Annotated in this window: 17 protein-coding genes; 10 read left to right on the top strand and 7 right to left on the bottom strand. The window is 51.1% G+C overall.

Going from position 1 to position 17,075, the window contains the following annotated elements; translation table 11 throughout:
- Window positions 1–143 precede the first annotated feature (143 nt).
- Together ACHHZ6_RS19340 and ACHHZ6_RS19335 are read left to right on the top strand one after the other, a co-directional pair.
- Window positions 144–563: a translesion error-prone DNA polymerase V autoproteolytic subunit gene (locus ACHHZ6_RS19340; RefSeq protein WP_182274505.1), complete on the top strand. Its 420-nt coding sequence runs from the start codon at window positions 144–146 to the stop codon at window positions 561–563.
- 2 nt (window positions 564–565) lie between these two features.
- Complete coding sequence (locus tag ACHHZ6_RS19335) at window positions 566–1,831, top strand: Y-family DNA polymerase (protein WP_395122924.1); 1,266 nt, start codon at window positions 566–568, stop codon at window positions 1,829–1,831.
- A gap of 16 nt (window positions 1,832–1,847) precedes the next feature.
- Here the strand turns inward: ACHHZ6_RS19335 and ACHHZ6_RS19330 are convergent, their stop codons facing one another.
- The 7 genes from ACHHZ6_RS19330 to ACHHZ6_RS19300 form a co-directional block, all read right to left on the bottom strand.
- Complete coding sequence (locus tag ACHHZ6_RS19330) at window positions 1,848–2,087, bottom strand: helix-turn-helix domain-containing protein (RefSeq protein WP_395122923.1); 240 nt, start codon at window positions 2,085–2,087, stop codon at window positions 1,848–1,850.
- A gap of 2 nt (window positions 2,088–2,089) precedes the next feature.
- Window positions 2,090–2,623, bottom strand: a complete 534-nt coding sequence (locus ACHHZ6_RS19325) for a DUF2975 domain-containing protein (RefSeq protein ID WP_395122922.1) — start codon at window positions 2,621–2,623, stop codon at window positions 2,090–2,092.
- A 25-nt stretch (window positions 2,624–2,648) separates the two neighbouring features.
- Complete coding sequence (locus ACHHZ6_RS19320; protein WP_395122921.1) at window positions 2,649–2,999, bottom strand: hypothetical protein; 351 nt, start codon at window positions 2,997–2,999, stop codon at window positions 2,649–2,651.
- Window positions 2,986–4,101 carry a serine hydrolase domain-containing protein gene (locus ACHHZ6_RS19315; RefSeq protein ID WP_395122920.1) on the bottom strand — a complete coding sequence of 372 codons (1,116 nt, stop codon included), beginning with the start codon at window positions 4,099–4,101 and terminating at the stop codon, window positions 2,986–2,988. The genes ACHHZ6_RS19320 and ACHHZ6_RS19315 overlap by 14 nt, the downstream gene beginning before the upstream one ends.
- 11 nt (window positions 4,102–4,112) lie before the next feature.
- Entirely contained in the window at window positions 4,113–4,919 is an 807-nt protein-coding gene (locus tag ACHHZ6_RS19310) for a MipA/OmpV family protein (RefSeq protein WP_395122919.1), read from the bottom strand.
- Window positions 4,920–5,262: 343 nt separating this feature from the next.
- Window positions 5,263–6,069: an EAL domain-containing protein gene (locus ACHHZ6_RS19305; RefSeq protein ID WP_395122918.1), complete on the bottom strand. Its 807-nt coding sequence runs from the start codon at window positions 6,067–6,069 to the stop codon at window positions 5,263–5,265.
- An 871-nt stretch (window positions 6,070–6,940) separates the two neighbouring features.
- A complete protein-coding gene (locus ACHHZ6_RS19300) occupies window positions 6,941–7,744 on the bottom strand; it encodes an IclR family transcriptional regulator C-terminal domain-containing protein (RefSeq protein WP_395122917.1) in 804 nt (267 codons plus the stop codon).
- Window positions 7,745–8,231: 487 nt separating this feature from the next.
- On the opposite strand from ACHHZ6_RS19300, the gene hisD reads away from it, so the two are divergent.
- The 8 genes from hisD (at window position 8,232) to ACHHZ6_RS19260 (ending at window position 17,074) form a co-directional block, all read left to right on the top strand.
- On the top strand, window positions 8,232–9,560 hold the full coding sequence (gene hisD / locus ACHHZ6_RS19295; protein ID WP_395122916.1) for a histidinol dehydrogenase: 1,329 nt from the start codon (window positions 8,232–8,234) through the stop codon (window positions 9,558–9,560).
- Window positions 9,561–9,570: 10 nt separating this feature from the next.
- Window positions 9,571–10,338: an SDR family NAD(P)-dependent oxidoreductase gene (locus ACHHZ6_RS19290; protein WP_395122915.1), complete on the top strand. Its 768-nt coding sequence runs from the start codon at window positions 9,571–9,573 to the stop codon at window positions 10,336–10,338.
- 29 nt (window positions 10,339–10,367) lie between these two features.
- Complete coding sequence (gene iolD, locus ACHHZ6_RS19285; protein ID WP_395122914.1) at window positions 10,368–12,215, top strand: 3D-(3,5/4)-trihydroxycyclohexane-1,2-dione acylhydrolase (decyclizing); 1,848 nt, start codon at window positions 10,368–10,370, stop codon at window positions 12,213–12,215.
- 8 nt (window positions 12,216–12,223) lie between these two features.
- Window positions 12,224–13,051: an NAD-dependent epimerase/dehydratase family protein gene (locus ACHHZ6_RS19280; protein ID WP_395122913.1), complete on the top strand. Its 828-nt coding sequence runs from the start codon at window positions 12,224–12,226 to the stop codon at window positions 13,049–13,051.
- A 14-nt stretch (window positions 13,052–13,065) separates the two neighbouring features.
- Window positions 13,066–14,046: a hydroxyacid dehydrogenase gene (locus tag ACHHZ6_RS19275; protein ID WP_395122912.1), complete on the top strand. Its 981-nt coding sequence runs from the start codon at window positions 13,066–13,068 to the stop codon at window positions 14,044–14,046.
- On the top strand, window positions 14,033–14,833 hold the full coding sequence (locus tag ACHHZ6_RS19270) for an HpcH/HpaI aldolase/citrate lyase family protein (protein ID WP_395122911.1): 801 nt from the start codon (window positions 14,033–14,035) through the stop codon (window positions 14,831–14,833). Before ACHHZ6_RS19275 ends, ACHHZ6_RS19270 begins: the two co-directional genes overlap by 14 nt.
- Before the next feature lie 162 nt (window positions 14,834–14,995).
- Complete coding sequence (locus ACHHZ6_RS19265; RefSeq protein WP_395122910.1) at window positions 14,996–15,943, top strand: substrate-binding domain-containing protein; 948 nt, start codon at window positions 14,996–14,998, stop codon at window positions 15,941–15,943.
- A 12-nt stretch (window positions 15,944–15,955) separates the two neighbouring features.
- Window positions 15,956–17,074 (top strand): ABC transporter permease, encoded by a 1,119-nt coding sequence (locus ACHHZ6_RS19260; RefSeq protein WP_395122909.1) that lies wholly within the window; start codon window positions 15,956–15,958, stop codon window positions 17,072–17,074.
- The last annotated feature ends 1 nt before the right edge of the window (window position 17,075 follow it).

Genomic DNA, 17,075 nt, shown 5'->3' with positions numbered 1-17,075 from the left:
ATTTACAAAGACTACAATTCGAAGCGAGATAGAAACTTAGAAGCGAAGCGGTGAGGCTTTACACAGACATAGCGTATCCAGTGTCTTGCACGTATTCTCAAATGAAACTACTGTATATAAAAACAGTTATTGAGATGTGCATTATGGAATTCTACAGACCAGCAGATTTACGGGAAATTATTGCTATCCCGCTTTTCAGTGATTTAGTGCAGTGTGGATCCCCCAGTCCGGCTGCCGACTACGTTGAGCAGCGCATTGATCTCAATAAGTTGCTTGTTTCTCATCCCAGCTCGACCTACTTCGTCAAAGCCGCAGGCGATTCAATGATTGAGGCCGGGATCAGTGCTGGTGATCTACTGGTTGTTGATAGCTCCCGTACTGCTGAGCACGGGGATATCGTCATTGCTGCTGTCGACGGTGAATTCACGGTTAAGCGTCTTCAGCTGCATCCTGTTGTCATGCTCAAACCTGAAAATTCCGCATACAGGCCATTTATTATAGGTAGTGAAGATAATCTGGAAATTTTTGGTGTAGTGACGTACATCGTGAAATCTGCTGTCTGATCATGTTTGCACTGTGTGATGTGAACTCTTTCTACGCCTCATGTGAAACTGTTTTTCGCCCGGATCTGAAGGGACGTCCAGTCGTCGTTTTGTCAAACAACGATGGTTGCGTCATCTCCCGCTCAGCTGAAGCAAAACCTTTTGTGAAAATGGGTGAACCGTTCTTTAAACAGAAAGATCTCTTCAGGCAGCATGGGGTGGTGTGCTTCAGTAGCAACTATGAACTCTACGCGGATATGTCCAACCGGGTGATGACGACGCTTGAGGAAATGAGCCCGCAGGTGGAAATCTACAGCATTGATGAGGCCTTCAGTGACCTGACCGGAGTGCGCAATTGCCGGGATCTGACGGAGTTTGGCAAAGAGATCCGCGCGACGGTTTTGAAGCGTACGCATCTTACTGTCGGTGTCGGGATAGCACAGACAAAGACGCTGGCTAAACTGGCCAACCAGGCAGCAAAGAAGTGGCAGCGACAGACTGGTGGAGTCGTGGACCTTTCGAACATCGACCGTCAGCGTCGACTACTGGCTTTAATCCCGGTAGAAGATGTTTGGGGCGTCGGGAGGCGTATCAGCAAGAAGCTCAACGCGATGGGTATTAAAACCGCTCTCGATCTCTCAGAACAGAGTACGTGGATTATCCGGAAACACTTCAATGTGGTGCTTGAGCGTACCGTACGGGAACTGCGAGGCGAACCATGTCTCAATCTGGAAGAGTTTGCACCTGCGAAGCAGGAGATAGTCTGTTCACGTTCTTTCGGTAGCCGTATCACCGACTATGAAGAAATGCGGCAGGCCATCTGCAGCTACGCTGCGCGGGCGGCATGGAAACTGCGTGGTGAGCATCAATATTGCCGTTTCATCTCGGCGTTTGTTAAAACGTCGCCGTTTGCATTGAATGAACCGTACTATGGCAACAGTTCATCGGTAAAATTACTCACCCCAACGCAAGATAGTCGCGACATCATCAATGCAGCCACAAAATGCCTGGACGCTATCTGGAAGGAGGGTCACCGGTACCAGAAAGCCGGTGTCATGCTGGGTGACTTCTTCAGCCAGGGTGTGGCTCAGCTTAACCTCTTCGATGAGAATGCCCCGCGCGCGGGAAGTGACAAATTAATGGAGGTACTGGATCATCTTAATTCTAAGGATGGGCGAAGTATCCTGTACTTTGCCGGGCAGGGCATACAGCAACAATGGCAGATGAAGCGTGAAATGCTCTCACCGCGTTACACCACAAGATACTCTGATCTTCTTAGTGTGCGATGAGTGTTATAGGGGGCTGCTAATCTACGGGGCGCTGGCCAACGTCTGGGGGGCTGTCCGGTACCCAGGATATAATATCACCAGGCTGACACTGCAGCGCCTCGCAAATTTTCGCCAGTGTATCAAAACGAATACCTTTAACCTTCCCGGACTTAAGCAGCGACAGGTTCTGCTCGGTGATCCCCACAAAGGATGCCAGAGCCCTGGACGTCATTTTCTTCTCTACCAATAATTTGTCCAGATGAACCTCGACAGCCATAATCAAATAAACTCCCTATTTTCTTCTTCCGCTCTGAGCCCCTCCAGGAGGGAGTGAAACGTCACCAGCAGCAAGCCACCCACCAGGAGCAGAACAATATCCCCAATCAATAGGGTGATATGGTAGTAATGTTCTGGCCACCAGACCACCAGAGGGATCAAAAAGCGACACACCGGCAGCACGATCCCAAGGATTAGCATTACCGTCGCAATTTTGCGGACATTCTGCGCAAGTGCCTGGGTGAGGATCTGTTTTTGGCGTACCAGTCGCGTGACTTTCATCCCTTCCCGGATAGCAAAAGCGAACAACCCAGCCGGGAAATAGAGGATCACCAGCAATAGTATATGGCGAATCGGCGAAACAGTCGTGATTGGCAGATTATCGCTCTGAACCTCGGCGAACTTAAGCATACTGGAAATAAAAAACGACTCACCAGTGAAATATATCCACAGCGGTGTAATTAACATCAGAATGAAAAACAGCGGTAGCATCCCTGCGATGAGCGTCAGACTGAGTTTATTTCGTACACTTTTCACGTTGAACCTTCCTGAATGCCAGGCATTATTTTAAGATCAGCATGCACAAGCATGACATAAGCATCAGAGCGATGGCAATGCTGCCCCCGCCGTTCAGACGGTCAGAACCGTTTTTCAGCCAGGGTTTTTGCCATACGCGGTGAACGCTAAAAGCGATATATGACGCCTGAATCACCCAGGTCAACATTCTGAATACGTAACCCGGTTTGCTCAGGTGGGTTATTGTCTGCATCATCTCTACTGCGTAAATAGTAATACTGACGAGCAGGATATAGTTCACTAACCGAAGTTTGTGATGTGAAGCCCACGTCCCGCAAATAAACAATATGCCTGAGACAATGGTGAGTATCGCCCAGAGGATGTCAATCCAGTTCATGATGTGCCTCTGGTTCAGAAGAGGGCTGGGCTAGCAACAACCGTACCGCCGGGCCAATTACCGGCCATGCAGTGTCGGAGAGGATCACCACGGCGCTTTTTCGCTGCGGATCAAAGGCGATTGCGCTAGCGAAACCCGAGGATTCACCGTCATGCCAGGTGATATCGCGACCTTCTATACGGGTCGTAAACCAGGCATAGCCAACACGTGAATCGGGATTGTCGGTGGTAAATTGCGGCGACATTGCTTCGCTGCCTGCGAGTTTTCCTGCCAGTAGTGCCTGGGCATATTTGGCCATATCGACAATGGTCGAGCGCACGCCTGCGGCAGGGGTAAATGCGTGTGATACCCACGGGGTCTCACTGAAACCTGAAACTGACCAACCGTGGCTGAATGTGGGTGTGTCGGGTATCGAATCACCGACGACGACAGAGTCTGTCATGTGTGCCTGCGCAAAAACTCGTGTTTGTAGCAAAGCGGCAAAAGGTTGATGGGATGCGCGTGCAAGCGCCAGACCCAGTAACGCATAACCGGTATTGGAGTAAACAAAACCGGCAGGTGTTTTGAGGCTGGCATTATTCACCATGCCTATTAATGCCTTTTCATCGTAATTCCAGAAATTGTCACGCAGGATGATTGCTTTGATTACCTGGATTTTCTGGTGTAATGACATCGCCAGTGGTGGCAGGCCGGAGTGATGTGACGCCAGTTGTGCAAGTGTAATGTCACCCACCAGGCCAGCGATCTCCGGGACGAGCTCGCCTACACGGGCGTGCGAGGTCGTTTCGCCACGCCTCTGCGCTTCAATCAGCAGGCTGCTGGTCATGGTTTTGGTCAGACTGGCGATTTCATACTGTTTAGCATAATCACTGTTCCAAAGGGCGTACTGCACGCCTCCCGGAGTGATAAATGCGGCAGCAACGCTACCCCGTGCCCCCCTCAGTAATGGCGTTAAAAACGATACTATCGTTGCATCTCCAGCTCTGTTCAGCGAAGGCGTACTAAAACCAGGTTGCAGGCAGATACCAGTGGCAATCAGCGATATAAAAACAGCACCTGCGGCTAACAATCGTGAACGACTGCATAAATATTGTTTGTTCATTGTTGTTTGCCTCAGAATGTATATTGAATCAGCGATGACAGTGAGTACTGTATTCTGCTTTTTACCAGCGGACTCCTGCCTGCCTCATCAAGCAGGTAGGCCGTGCGACCGGTCACACCTGCCGCCAGGTTTTCGTTAATGTGCCAGATCAGTTCGGTATAAAATCCACCTTGCTGAAAACCCGATGAGGGGGAATAGGTTGTAAAATCAGTTTGTTGTGCCTGCTCTGGCGTTACCCCGTAATGGCGTTGCTGATAACCGCTGTTTGCCCAGGTGATATCTCCTGCGACCGATAACTCGGCGTCCCTCCAGTGCCAAAGTGTTGTCTTTACACCGCTGTTCAGGGTCATCGGCAGGGCTTGCGTTTCGCCTCCGTACTGGTGTTTTTGCGTTGCGCTTAGTGCGCGCAGCCATAACATCCAGTCTTCATTTTGATAGCGTAATTCCGCACCCGCCATAAGCATGTCGGGAAGGTCACCCATCCCTTGCAATTCTCTGTTTTTACTGCTCGACAATGGGGAGCTGAATACCTCTTTTCGTCCCTCATCAGGTGTTAACACCAAACTAACGTTAAACGGGGAAGTGGGTGACAGCGTCCACACCAGTCCCTCCATTGACAGGCCCCAAAGGCCCCATTCTTCACTCCGAAGACTTGCGCCAGCTTTGAGCAACGGCCCGGGCGCAGAGTGCTGTGATCCTGAGTAGACAGGGGTGACTGCGACTCCCAGACCAGCGTACCCGGACAGTTCCGCGCAGTGTAAGGAAGTGCAAAACACGACTCCCGCAAACGAAACGCCATATTGCAGATTTCTTTTCATTCGATATCTCTTCCGGCAAAGGGGGGGTGAAGTGTGTGCAGACTAGCCTGGTGTTTGCTGTAAAACAATAAGTATTTATTGTTTTACGTTAATTAAATGATGAGAAAAATGACTTAAGGAAGATGGATAGACACGGTTCTCAGATAAGAAATTCGTGATTACAGGTGTGAGTAGCGGGGGGTTCTCTGGGGGTAGGACAACGCATTAGTGAAGAAGGAGGGCGAGGTCAGTTGGCTTAGCGATGTCCACGCAACCAGAACTGACCCCATAACGGCCTGGAACCAATAAAATCTGAATAACTCATGCGGCCCAGCAGACATCGACCAGACAGGAATGCATCATATCATTCGGGTTCGTCCGGAATTGTCCTGGCAGGTACAACCCCGTTTTTGACGACAGAGCACAGATCATCCCAACTGAGTGGTGGAGAGAGATAAAACCCTTGCATATAGATAATACCAATCGAAAGTAGGTAATCAACCTCACTTTTTTTCTCTACACCCTCAGCAATGACTGTTATTCCGAGTCCTTTTGCATAGAGTGCAATAGACTGAACCAGATATTTCTTTTTCGTTATACAGTGAATATCTGAAATTAAACCACGATCCAGCTTTATAATATCAAAATATCCCATATTTAAGGTTTCAAAAAATGCAAACCCAGCACCAAAATCATCCAGGCTGATTTTAAATCCATAGTTTTTCAGCTGAGTTAGAGAGCGTTTGAATTGCTCCATATCAGTAATGGCAACCGTTTCGGTGACCTCCAGACTGACCTGAAAAGATAAATTGACAGGCTTCACTACCGGAGAAAGATACTTTATAAGCTTTTCGGTAGAGAGTAATTGAGTTGGCGAGATATTCAGGGATGCTGGCAGGGCTAACTCCCTGATAACTGGAAGCGTCAGCATTAACATACGCTCAAACATCTGATCAAGTCTTCCACTTTGTTCAGCCCAGGTTACAAGTTCATTTGTACTGATCTGTGGGTGTCGTATTAACGCTTCGACAGAGTGGAGCTGTTCTTCCTGTACATCATAAATAGGTTGAAAAACCGCGTAGCATTCGGGTATTACACTTGCTGGAACATAAGGGAAAAATACGGCATCAGAAACTTCTTTTACATCAATACTCATTGATGGCTCATACATTATACTTTCCTGAAGTCTCTGGCGTTTCGCTCTGTACATAGCCATATCTGCATAATGAAGTAAATGCTCTGGTAGTCTGCCATCACGGGGCGAACGGCTAAACCCCAGAGAAACGCCAATATAAAGCAGTTGCCCTGAAATAAAGATTGGACGCTCATTAAGAAGGGAGAAGAAGAGTTGGCACTTTTGTCGGGTTAAAAGACCTTCCCCAAAACAAAAATAGCAGTGAATTTTTAGACATAACAATCATCCTTGTTGAGTATAGTCTTACTCTTGCCTTACAAGGTTTAGACGAAACCAGGTAACTGTCAAATTTTTATTGTGAATTGAAACGAATGGTTCTATGTTGCAACCAGGGGGGTATATTAGTCGATGATATAATGTTTATTATAAGAAAAACAGGGGGTTGTAACTATGGATTTACAATGCCTATTTGTATCACATCATTTTGACGTCATAGCATTCAGTTTGGCGTTATCAGTGTTTGATGGAAAAGAATCTGATATAGATAATGTTACTACGTAAATGAGTGATGAAAATCAGTATCGGTATAATTCCCCCGGGCGTCCAGAAATTTTATGGTGGCCACAATGGCGACACCTTTGTATTGGGGACATAACTCTGTGAGTTCGACAGCGGTTTATATGAAGGTGTTTGAGCTTGATGTTGCTGCGGTTCCAGATGCCCAGGACTGAAGCCGCGACCATGATTAAAGGTAGCATTTAGGGAATAACGCTAAAGGTTACCACTTAAAAATGGTCACTGTCCTCTTACAGAACGCCACCATCGGACAGTGTAAAAGGCTGTATTCAGATAGACCTTAATATGGCAGTCTGTCGCACCCGATGGGTTTGCCCAACCTCTCGCTCACTCAAATAATCACCCATCCACGATCCTGGAAATCACGAATGGTGGCTTCAATACGTAATGCAACCTCCTGTAAATGAGGAAGGACGTTCGCCGACAAGTCTTCCGGGGTTCGTCTCGAACGATGGGAAGCAAAGCTCATCGCCGCGACGACTTTTCCGCCTCTTTCGTGTAACGGAACGGCGAGGGAGAGCGTACCTGCTTCCATTTCATCGATGGCGAGAGCGTATCCAACGGTTCTTATCTGTTTCAGCGCGATCATCAGCCTTGTACTGTCGATAATTGCGGAGGGACCTTGTGCTTTCAAACTTACGCCTTCCAGACGCTGTGCCAGAACCTCTTCCGGCAGGTTAGCGAGCAGGACTTTTCCGCTTGCCGAACAATGAGCCGGCAAGCGATCGCCTACACCTAATCTGGAGGTAAAGATACGACGTGTGGCGTCACGGCAGACGAAAAGGATATCCAGCCCTTCCAGCACGGAAATTGAACAGGCATCGTCAAACTGATTGGCTAACTGAAGTACTTCTGGTGCGACTGTGCTCCAGAGGCTGTTTTTGGCCAACATACCCCGTCCCAGAGAGAGCACCCTCGGCGTTGGGCTATATACTCCACGCTGTTCTGCGACGTAGCCTAAATGTACAAGCGTGAGCAGGATCCGGCGCGCTGCCGCACGGCTCACGCCCATGGCTGCGGCGACTTCGCTACAGCCCATTGGCATCGTTGCATCTGCAAGCACTTCCATGCATGCCAGACCTCTGGCCAGAGTCTGGGCAAAGTCCTTTTTCTGCAATTCTTTAGTTGAGTCCATAAGCATCACTGTCATGTTTTTTTCGATTCTCCCAGACGTGCGATATGTGCGCAAGTGATCAAACTAATAATCCAGATAGGGCGATAAATCGTTTTTTCAGAAAATTATTATAGTGCGAATATCGCACAAAGGTGCGATTTATGTCTTATTATCACTTTTTTGAGTGTTTGATGCATCGCTTCTTATGGATCTTTTCACCTCTTTAATACTGATAAATACAATAGCATTCCCTCACCATGAGCGCGAAATGAATCTGTCTTTAACGAAAAAATCCTTTCCTTACAGAGGGAAATAGTGAATCTGCATCACACTTTTTATTGTTTTTAACATTTCTGTCATCTGACCAGTACAAATAAAACACAAAAAAGAGATAACTGGATCACGTAAACTATACGCACACTTGTGCGATATGTTGACGTCGGTGAGTGCCATTCCTACACTCGGATCATCAACTCAATGTGTTCGATGTTTTCCGGGAGGAAAAGAAATGGCTCGTTGGTTAAAGCAGGGTATTAATGAAGAAGTGCGTCGTAAGCTAAACAGCGACGTAAGACAAACGGTTGAAGATGCAATACGGGATGTGGAGCTGCGAGGCGACCAGGCTTTGCGTGAAATGTCGATTAAGTTTGACGGTCTGGATCGTGAAAGTTACCGACTGACAGAAGAAGAAATTCAGGCGTGTGTGAACGCGCTGTCTGAAGGTGAACTCGCAGACATCAAATTTGCGCAGCAGCAGGTGCGCAATTTTGCCAAAATCCAGCGAGCCTCAATGCTGGATGTCGAACAAGAGACTCTGCCAGGCGTCTTTCTTGGTCATAAAAACATTCCGATGAACTCCGTGGGGTGCTACGTGCCAGGTGGCAAATATCCACTGTTGGCTTCTGCCCACATGTCGGTGGTGACGGCCAAAGTCGCGGGTGTGAAACGTATTGTGACCTGCGCACCGCCATTTCATGGTAAGCCAGCACCAGCCATCGTTGCAGCACAGCATTTAGCGGGTGCTGATGAAATTTATGTGCTCGGTGGTATTCAGGCGATCGCCGCAATGGCGATAGGCACCCAGACCATTAAACCCGTCGATATGCTGGTTGGCCCGGGCAATGCCTTTGTGGCAGAAGCCAAGCGCCAACTGTTTGGCCGGGTAGGTATCGACCTGTTCGCAGGGCCGACCGAAACGTTAGTGATAGCGGACGACACTGTTGATGGCGAGATTTGCGCGGTAGATCTGCTGGGGCAGGCCGAGCATGGCCCTAACTCTCCGGCGATCCTGCTCACGGTATCAGAGAAACTGGCACGCGATACCGAGCGGGAGATCGAACGACTGCTCAACGTGATGCCGACTGGCGATATTGCACGCGCGGCGTGGCGGGACTACGGACAGATTATCGTCGCCGATGACTATGACGATGCCCTGCGTGTTGCTGATGACATTGCCTCTGAGCATGTACAGGTGATGACTAACCGGGATGACTGGTTCCTGGAGAACATGACCAACTACGGCGCACTGTTTCTTGGCCCACGTACCAATGTTGCCTACGGCGATAAGGTCATCGGGACAAACCACACCCTGCCGACGATGAAAGCAGCGCGCTACACTGGCGGACTTTGGGTGGGGAAATTCATCAAAACATGTACATATCAATATGTTAAAACCGATGAGGCCACCACCCTTATAGGTGAATATTGTTCGCGTCTTTGTGCACTGGAAGGATTTTCAGGGCACGGCGAGCAGGCCAATATTCGCTTGCGTCGTTATGGCGGTCTTGATGTGGCTCCTTACAGTGCTGCGGCCCGCAAAAACGTGAAAACGAACTGAGGACGTGGCTATGCAGATCCCGAACCAACCCTCTATGCGTCTCGATGGTCGGCGCGCACTGGTCACTGGCGCAGGCCGTGGGCTTGGTTTTGCCGCTGCGGCAGCGCTGGCAGCAGCAGGAGCAGAGGTGGTTTTGCTTGCCCGTTCACCTGAGGAGGTTGACGCGGCGGCACAAGCGCTTTGTCAGGCCGGAGGGCGGGCTAGCGGGGTCGCGCTGGACGTGGTTGATGTCGATACCACGGCAGCCTGGCTGGAACAGACGCCAGCATTCGATATCCTGGTTAACAACGCCGGAACCAACAGACCCGATGCATTTCTGGATACCCGCGCCGCTGACTATGACGCTGTCTTTAATATTAATGTGCGTGCCGCCTACTTCGTCGCTCAGGGGGTTGCCCGGAGGCTGGTCAGCGAACAGCGCGGAGGTTCTATCATTAATATGTCTTCTCAGATGGGGCATGTTGGGGCGTCGAAAAGGACGGTTTACTGCGCGACCAAACACGCTGTTGAAGGGATGACCAAAGCCATGGCTGCTGAGCTTGGCGCTTATGGGATCCGCGTGAACACACTTTGCCCGACCTTTATTGAAACTACGATGACGAAACCTTTTTTTGCCGACGAGACATTTCTGTCGAACGTGATGGGCAAGCTGAAGATGGGACGTCTTGGCGTTCCTGAGGACATTATGGGGGCCATTGTATTTTTAGCGTCTGACGCATCGGCTCTGATGACCGGGTCTGCCCTGATGCTTGATAGCGGCTGGACCACCACGAGTTGATGATTAATTAAAAAGTACTGGAGAGTGAGATGGAAACGATACGCCTTACCCTTGCCCAGGCCATTGTTAAATTCCTGATGGCGCAAAAGATCGACACAGAGGGTGACGTGTTGCCGCTTTTTACTGGGGTACACGCAATTTTTGGCCATGGCAACGTAACGTGTCTGGGGTCGGCACTGGAAGAAGTTCAGGCAACGTTGCCGACTTATCGCGGTCAGAACGAACAATCGATGGCGCTCACGGCAGTAGCATATGCCCGCGCCAGACGCCGCAAACAGATTCATGTTTGCTCAGCTTCTGTAGGACCGGGGTCATCAAATATGGTGACAGCAGCAGCGGTCGCCATGTCCGATCGCCTTCCGGTATTGCTGCTATGCGGAGACAACTTTGCTTCGCGACTGCCCGATCCGGTACTACAGCAGGTAGAACATTTTCGCGATTTGTCGGTGACCTCCAACGATGCCTTCAAAGCGGTTTCAGCTTTCTTTGATCGTATTACCCGACCTGAGCAGATCCTTAGCTCTCTGCCGCAGGCAGTTTCGTTACTTCTCGATGCTGCGGATTGCGGGCCAGCCACGATCTCGCTGGCTCAGGACGTACAGGGCGAGGCATATGACTATCCGGTCGAATTCTTCAAAGAGCGCGTACACCGTATTGAACGCTATCAGGCTCCCGATATTCAGCTGGATGAAGCTGCCGACATTATCCGGTCTGCCAGACAACCGCTGATTGTCGCCGGTGGCGGGGTGCATTATTCCGAAGCCTGCGAAGCTCTGGCGGTCTTCTCTGAACGGTTTGGTATCCCGGTGGTAGAGACCGTGATGGGGCGTTCAGCACTGCTCCACGAACACCGTCTGAACCTGGCCTCTGTCGGGGTAATGGGAGGGCATGCCGGTAACAGAATTGCAGAGCAGGCTGACGTTGTTATCAATATCGGGACTCGTCTGGCGGATATGACGACAGGCTCATGGAGCGTGTTCCGTAATAAAAATGTGCGTTTTGTCTCTCTTAACACCAATCGTTCAGATGCGAATAAACATATGGCGCAGCCCGTGGTCGGGGATGCAAAACTGTCGCTCAGGGCGTTAACGAAACGGCTCGAAGGGTGGTCTGCCCCCGCTGAATGGGGTGCGCGCGCCGTTGAGGAAAAAGCCGCCTGGGATGCCATTATCGAACGTGATACTGCATTTAAACCTCAGGCGATCCCCAACTACGCTCAGGTTATCGGCGCGGTTCAGCGCAACGCTAAACCGACCGATGTGCTGGTCTCTGCTGCGGGTGGACTTCCCGGCGAGTTGTATTGCACCTGGAAAACCGTCGGCGTTGGCTCTTTTGAGTCCGAATACGGTTTTTCGTGTATGGGATATGAAATCGCCGGTGCCTATGGGCAAAAAATTGCCAACCCTGACCGCGAGATCTTTGCCTTCGTTGGCGATGGTTCGTACATGCTTATGAATTCAGATATCTATTCATCGGTACTGACCGGCAACAAATTCATCTGCATTGTCTGCGATAACGGTGGTTTTGCCGTCATTAACCGTCTGCAGGTCGCTAAAGGTGGTGCTGAATTTAACAACCTATTTTCCTCGTCTAAGCATGCAGGGGAAGTTCCGCGCATTGATTTTGCCATGCATGCCCGTTCGATGGGGGCGCTTTCCGAAAACGTCGTCACGATTGACCAGTTTGAAGCGGCACTTGAACGTGCCCGTATGGCGGATCGGACGTATGTCATTGCCATTCGCACCCACCCCTATGAATGGGCGGAAGGTGGCTCCTGGTGGGATGTGGGTATGCCGGAAGTGACAAACCGCACGTCTATCGCGGATGCGCGTACTGCGCAGGAGTCTCAGCGTTCACATCAGCGCAAGGGCATATAGGAGGCGCTATGAATGCCATGACACGCGTTCTGGTAACCGGCTCAACCGGTAATCTGGGTGCCAAAGCGGTAGCGGCGTTAAACGCGCTGGGTAACATTGAAGTGAAAGGTATTGGGCGCAACTCAACGAATGACCCGCAGGTGATTACCGCCGACCTCGAGCGTTATGACACCGCGTGGGCGAAGCACTTTGAAGGCGTTGACGCCGTGCTTCATTTGGCGGCAGACCCGAAGCCGGTTGGTTCGTGGGAGTCGATAACACGCCTCAATATTGAGCTGGCGCTAAACGTCTTCCGGGCAGCAGAAGAGGCAAGGGTAAGACGGTTTGTCTTCGCAAGTTCCAACTGGGTACTGGGAGGATACCGTTTCAGAAACGAATTACTGACCAGCCAGTTAAGCCCACGACCGGTTAACCCTTATGGCGCATCCAAACTGTTTGTTGAGCGCTATGGGCAGGTTTCCGGGATCCGTACGGGAATGTCGGTCATTTCGCTCAGAATTGGCTACTGCCAGCCGGGTGAGAATCAACCTGGGCCACATATGGCGTTTGGCCGCTGGGGGCAGGAGATGTGGCTGGGTAATGAAGATTGGGCACAGGCGGTGGTTCAGTCGATAACCAGTCCGTTTCAGGGATCTGCAGTACTCAATATTGTGTCGCGAAATGAGGGCAGTCGTTGGGATTTAACGGAGGCGAAAAAGACGATCGGGTACGACCCTACGCAGTCTCATCGCCCGGTGATCACTCCGCTGAATCTGTTTAAAGACAGGGCCGCGGCGTTACGAGAACGATTCTTTGCGACTGGAGCGCCAGTACCGCTCTATGGCACCCGCTGGTGAGGCATAAGATGAAAATGAAAAAAATTCTTTGTATCCAACCGCTTCATCCCGCTGCGTTACGCGTTCTGGATGAACGAACGGACGTGACTTATGAGATTGTGACCGACTTTTCCACCGATAATCTGTTAAGACACGTTCGGGATGCCGATGCGATCACAGTCAGGGATGCGCCACTGCCGGTGGAGGTACTGCAGGCTGCACCTAACCTGCAGGTCATCTCCCGACACGGCGTTGGCTATGACAATATTCCGGTTGAATACTGCACCGTGCGCGGTATTCCTGTGACTATCGTCGGCAACGTGAATTCAAATTCTGTCGCGGAGCATACCCTTTATTTAATGCTGGCGGTTGCGCGTTCAGGTATTCGCCAGGATGCGACGGTACGCACAGGCAAATTTACAGAACGTTCGGTAATCCCGTGCTTTGAGCTGCGTGGTCGTAAGTTGCTGGTGATTGGCTATGGACGTATCGGGCAGGAGGTCGCCCTGCGTGCAGCCTCTTTTGGGATGGAAATTGTGGTTTACGATCCTTTTGCCCGGCAGGAGCACTTCCCCGGCGTGGTGTTCGTAAGCTCGCTGGACGATGCGCTGGTGCAGGCTGACATCACCACGTTGCATGTGCCGCTGATGCCTGAAACCCGCAATCTTATCGGGGCACGTGAACTGGCGCTAATGCCTGCCGGGGCCGTTGTCATTAACAGCTCACGCGGTGGGATCGTCGACGAAGATGCCCTGGCTGAATCCATTAAAAGTGGGCATTTACGCGGTGCCGGGCTTGATACCTTCGCCATAGAACCTCTTCCCACTCATTCACCACTGCTCAGTGAGCAGAATATTGTACTCAGTCCCCATTCGGCGGCACTCAGTACTGAAGCGCTGATCGGGATGGGCGTCATGACGGTGAACAATGCGTTGGCGGGACTGGATGGCACACTCAATCCAGAGCTGGTGGTTAATCGTTCGGTACTTAAAGAGGTGTCATATGCGTCCAAATAAGGTACGAGAACGCTGGGAAAAAGGTGAGGTAGCGGTATCCGCCTGGCTTTCCATCGGCAACAGCTATAGCGCGGAGATGATTGGCTGGAGTGGAGCAGATTGCGTCACGGTCGATCTCCAGCATGGTATGACCGATGTCCAGACCATGATTAGCATGTTGCAGGCGATTTCAGCCACCCCGGCGACACCGTTTGTGCGAGTGCCAGACGGCAACCCTGCGCTGTTGATGAAGGCGCTGGATGCGGGGGCCTATGGTGTCATCTGCCCGATGATCGACAATGCCGGGCAGGCCCACGACTTTGTCGAGGCGACACGCTATCCACCCAATGGCAGCCGCAGCTTCGGCCCTTCGAGAGGATTGCTTTACGGAGGGAGCGACTATTTTGAACATGCTGACCAGACAGTGGTTCGTCTTGGCATGATTGAAACGATATCGGGTCTTGAGGCTGTGGATGAGATTGTTGCTGTGGAAGGGCTAGACGGTATTTTCATTGGCCCTAACGATCTGGGGCTGAGTATGAATAAAGGCACGTCTGCGGATCCAACCGATGCCAGCGTGCTGGCAGCGATTGAACGTTGTCGTCAGGCTGCCCGAAAGCACAACAAACATATCGGTATTTTCTGCCCTTCTGGAACGGTTGCGGCCCGCTGGGCGGCACAAGGGTTCAACTTTGTCGTCCCTAATAGTGATGCTAATCATCTGAAGGCGACGATAGCAGCAGAAGTTCGGGCGGCGCGGGAAGCCCCCCATCCCGAGTCACGCCCCGAACCCATTGCGGGACGGTAGGTTATGACAACTCTTTAATTCCCGATAGTCCTGCCTGGGACGTCGTTAATGTTGGCTCGATGTAAAGGGTTTTACGGTTTCCGTAATTAACCCGGAAGCCCTGCACGTTAAAGACCTGCAAGGCTACATCGGACGGAATGAAATAATCTCTGGAGATTGATCATGTTGAACGCAAGTCAAAAGCTCAAAACCCTTCTTTTTTCAGTCATTCTGGCAGCAACTACCCTGCACGCAAACGCAGCTGCGCCGGAAAAAATTATTTTAATTACACACGGCTTATCCAGCGATCCGTACTGGAACATTGTTAAGCATGGTGCCACCGATGCAGCGAAACAGATGGGGGTGACAGTCGAGTATCGTTCTCCGCCATCATTTGACATGGTTCAGATGTCGAACCTGATTAATGCGGCAGTGAATCAACGCCCGGCGGGCATTATCGTCAGTATTCCTGATGCTAATGCGCTGAGCAGCGCCATTAAGAATGCCACTGCGTCCGGCATCCCGGTTATCTCTATCGACTCCGGCGCGGATGTAGCCTCCGGTATGGGGACGCTCCTGCATATTGGTCAAGCAGACTATCCCGCAGGGAAAGCGGTGGGTGAACGGCTCAAGGCAGAGGGGCAGAAAAACGTCATTTGTATTAACCATGAAGTGGGGAATACCGCGCTCGATGATCGTTGTCGCGGCGTTAAGGATGGCTTCGGCGGTAAGGTGAAAGTATTACCGACAACAGCCGATTTCCAGCAGGTCAAATCTACAGTTACCGCCGCGATTGCGCAGGATCCGTCCATTGATACGGTGGTTGCACTTAGCGCCGGACAGTCCGGCGAGCCAGCGGTTGCCGCCGCTCAGGAGGCACAGCGTAAAGACCTGAAAGTCGTCTCCTTCGACCTTTCTCCTGGTTTTCTGAAAGACATTGAGTTAGGGAAAGCGGAGTTCGCAGTTGAGCACCAGCCTTATCTCTTTGGTTACCTGGGGACTGTTCTGCTGGTGAACGACATTCGTTATGGGTTACTGCCTGGAAATAAACTTATCGAAACCGGGCCAAAATTCGTAACAAAGAAAGAGGCTAAGCAAGTGATGGCGCTGTCTGAACAGGCTATTCGCTAACAGGAGGAATTTATGCAACACATTCGTACTTCCAAAGCACCGGTTCTGCCAGATGAGAGACTGAAGAGCGTTTCGCCTCTGCGCCGGTTAATGCGACGCCCTGAACTCGGTGCTATGGCAGGGCTGATTCTGGTGGGGGTGTTCTTCCTGATGACAGCAAGCAGCTCCATGTTTTCTGTCGCGGGCATCGTGAACTTCATGACACCCGCATCACAGCTGGGAATCCTGGCTATCGGCGCTGCACTGTTGATGATTGGCGGAGAGTTTGACCTCTCCATCGGTTCAATGATCGCCTTCGCCGGGCTGACGCTGGGAACCTGTCTGGTGGTTTTCCATCTACCGCTCAGCCTGTCTATCGTGATCGCCTTTCTGGTCGCGATGCTGTTTGGTGCCATTAACGCGCAGTTGGTTTTGCTCACGGGTTTACCGTCGTTCATCGTCACGCTCTCTTTTCTCTTTATCCTGCGTGGGCTGACGCTGGTGGGACTGAAATGGGCTACAGGGGGGTTGACTCAGTTGCGCAATGTGACTGAGGCGGCAGGTTCATCCTGGCTATTGGGGCTGTTTTCCGGCAATGCCTTTACAGGTCTGTTTAGCTGGCTGGCGCAACACGACATTATCGCGACATTTCCGAATGGCGATCCGAGCGTAAAAGGCATTCCTGTCTCTGTTCTCTGGTTTATTGGCTTAACGCTCGTCGCAACCGTGGTATTAGTCCGGACAACGTTTGGTAACTGGATCTTCGCCGTTGGCGGTGATGCCGCGGCAGCGCGTAATTCCGGTGTGCCAGTGGCTCGAGTGAAACTCATTTTGTTCATGACTACCGCATGTTGCGCCACGCTTGTTGCGGTGTTAACGGTGCTTGATGCGGGGTCGACAGATGCCACCCGTGGATTCCAGAAGGAATTTGAAGCAATTATTGCTGCGGTTATCGGTGGGTGTCTGTTAACCGGGGGGTATGGCTCCGTAGCAGGTGCTTTCTTCGGTTCCATTATTTTTGGCATGGTTGTCATTGGGTTGAGTTACACCGGTATCGATCAGGACTGGTACCAGGTTTTCCTTGGCGGAATGCTGTTGGTCGCCGTGTTGTTCAATAACGTCGTGCGTAAGCGCGCTACTGGGGAGCGCTAAA

Source organism: Enterobacter cloacae complex sp. 2024EL-00214 (assembly GCF_043945575.1).
Taxonomy (GTDB): Bacteria; Pseudomonadota; Gammaproteobacteria; order Enterobacterales; family Enterobacteriaceae; genus Enterobacter; species Enterobacter cloacae_P.
Note: the sequence above shows the minus strand (reverse complement) of the source record. Positions and strands in the feature narration are given on the sequence as shown.

Coding starts and splice junctions, on each gene's coding strand:
- ACHHZ6_RS19340 (WP_182274505.1), top strand. CDS start 144: ATGGAATTCTACAGACCAGCAGATTTACGGGAAATTATTGCTATCCCG.
- ACHHZ6_RS19335 (WP_395122924.1), top strand. CDS start 566: ATGTTTGCACTGTGTGATGTGAACTCTTTCTACGCCTCATGTGAAACT.
- ACHHZ6_RS19330 (WP_395122923.1), bottom strand. CDS start 2,087: ATGGCTGTCGAGGTTCATCTGGACAAATTATTGGTAGAGAAGAAAATG.
- ACHHZ6_RS19320 (WP_395122921.1), bottom strand. CDS start 2,999: ATGAACTGGATTGACATCCTCTGGGCGATACTCACCATTGTCTCAGGC.
- ACHHZ6_RS19315 (WP_395122920.1), bottom strand. CDS start 4,101: ATGAACAAACAATATTTATGCAGTCGTTCACGATTGTTAGCCGCAGGT.
- ACHHZ6_RS19310 (WP_395122919.1), bottom strand. CDS start 4,919: ATGAAAAGAAATCTGCAATATGGCGTTTCGTTTGCGGGAGTCGTGTTT.
- ACHHZ6_RS19305 (WP_395122918.1), bottom strand. CDS start 6,069: ATGTATGAGCCATCAATGAGTATTGATGTAAAAGAAGTTTCTGATGCC.
- ACHHZ6_RS19300 (WP_395122917.1), bottom strand. CDS start 7,744: ATGGACTCAACTAAAGAATTGCAGAAAAAGGACTTTGCCCAGACTCTG.
- hisD (WP_395122916.1), top strand. CDS start 8,232: ATGGCTCGTTGGTTAAAGCAGGGTATTAATGAAGAAGTGCGTCGTAAG.
- ACHHZ6_RS19290 (WP_395122915.1), top strand. CDS start 9,571: ATGCAGATCCCGAACCAACCCTCTATGCGTCTCGATGGTCGGCGCGCA.
- iolD (WP_395122914.1), top strand. CDS start 10,368: ATGGAAACGATACGCCTTACCCTTGCCCAGGCCATTGTTAAATTCCTG.
- ACHHZ6_RS19280 (WP_395122913.1), top strand. CDS start 12,224: ATGAATGCCATGACACGCGTTCTGGTAACCGGCTCAACCGGTAATCTG.
- ACHHZ6_RS19275 (WP_395122912.1), top strand. CDS start 13,066: ATGAAAAAAATTCTTTGTATCCAACCGCTTCATCCCGCTGCGTTACGC.
- ACHHZ6_RS19270 (WP_395122911.1), top strand. CDS start 14,033: ATGCGTCCAAATAAGGTACGAGAACGCTGGGAAAAAGGTGAGGTAGCG.
- ACHHZ6_RS19265 (WP_395122910.1), top strand. CDS start 14,996: ATGTTGAACGCAAGTCAAAAGCTCAAAACCCTTCTTTTTTCAGTCATT.
- ACHHZ6_RS19260 (WP_395122909.1), top strand. CDS start 15,956: ATGCAACACATTCGTACTTCCAAAGCACCGGTTCTGCCAGATGAGAGA.